The 1,243-nt window shown below is 71.7% G+C and carries 1 protein-coding gene; it reads right to left on the minus strand.

Annotation, left to right across the window (positions count from 1 at the left end; genetic code table 11):
• Positions 1-999 (minus strand): IS110 family RNA-guided transposase (locus ACLFMI_RS26755; RefSeq protein WP_410950737.1); only part of this gene is annotated, 999 nt, incomplete at its 3' end.
• Positions 1,000-1,243: the final 244 nt, after the last annotated feature.

The raw sequence follows: 1,243 nt of genomic DNA on the forward strand, positions 1-1,243 counted from the left end.
GGACTTCAGCGCGTGGTTTCCGCGCTGGGAGCGGGTCTCGCCCTTGATCGAGGTCCCGGACCGGCGCGTCACGGGCGCGAGTCCAGCGTAGGCGGCCAGGTGCCCGGCGGTGGGGAACGCGGATCCGTCGCCGACGATGGTGAGGATCTTGATGGCGGTCCTGACTCCGAGTCCGGGCATCGAGGTCAGGACCGGTCCAAGAGGGTGGGCCTCCAGGCGGGCCTCGAGTTCTGTGGCCAGGTCGGCGCGTTCGGTGTGCACGTCGCGCAGCTGGGCGGCGACCCCGGCGATGACGCGGGTGAACGCCGCGGTGCCGGGGACGACGAGGGTCTGGGCATCGAGGGCAGCAATGATCTGGGCGGGCAGGGTGCGGGCCAGGCGCGGGGAGCGCGGTCGCATGAGTTCGGCGATGCCGTCTTCGCCGAGCTCGCGCAGCGCGGCCGGGGTGGGCGCTGCGGCGAGCAGGTCCTGGACCCCGCCGCGGTCGAGACGGGGTCCGAGCAGGCGTTCCAGGGCTGGGTGGACGTGCAGCAGCGCGTCTCGGAGCCGGTTGGTCAGCCGCGTGGACTGGCCGGCGAGGTCGTCGTCGTAGCCGGCCAGCACGGTCAGTTCGGCGAGGGTCTCGTCGTCGGTGCCGACCCGGCGCAGCGTGTGCGGCATGCTGCGCGCGGCCTCGGCGATCACGTGCGCGTCGCGGGCGTCGGTCTTGCCCTGGCCCGGGTGCAGGTCGGCGATGCGGCGCATCGCCAGTCCGGGTAGGTAGGCCACGTCGATGGCCATGCTGCGGGCGACCGCGACGGCCAGCGCGCCGATCGATGCCGGCTGGTCGACCACGACCAGCACGCGGCCGTGCTCGGCCAGCGTGGTGAACACGGTGCGCAGGGCGGTCTCGTCGTTGGGTAGTGCCTTGTCGTGCACCCGCTTGCCCGCGGTGTCGAGCGCACAGGCGTGGTGCTCGGACTTGCCCACGTCCAGTCCGCAGAACACCGCGAACGGCACCGTGTCGATATCGTCGGACAACCGCAGCTCCTCCGCCGTCGTGGCAGGCCGACCTCGAGCACCCGCGCCGGCAGCCACGTTACGAGCAGACCACGCAAGCGGGTCAGGTCTCTATCAGCGGTCGTTGGCGCCCTCCGGCCACGGTGACAACACCCCCCAGATCATCGAGCGACAGGGGCAACAAGTCATGCCGTGGCCGGTGGCCTGCAAGCCCTCACCGGGCTTGATCAAGAAGGTAACGGGG

The organism is Pseudonocardia nantongensis (assembly GCF_046546495.1).
GTDB classification, from domain to species: domain Bacteria; phylum Actinomycetota; class Actinomycetes; order Mycobacteriales; family Pseudonocardiaceae; genus Pseudonocardia; species Pseudonocardia nantongensis.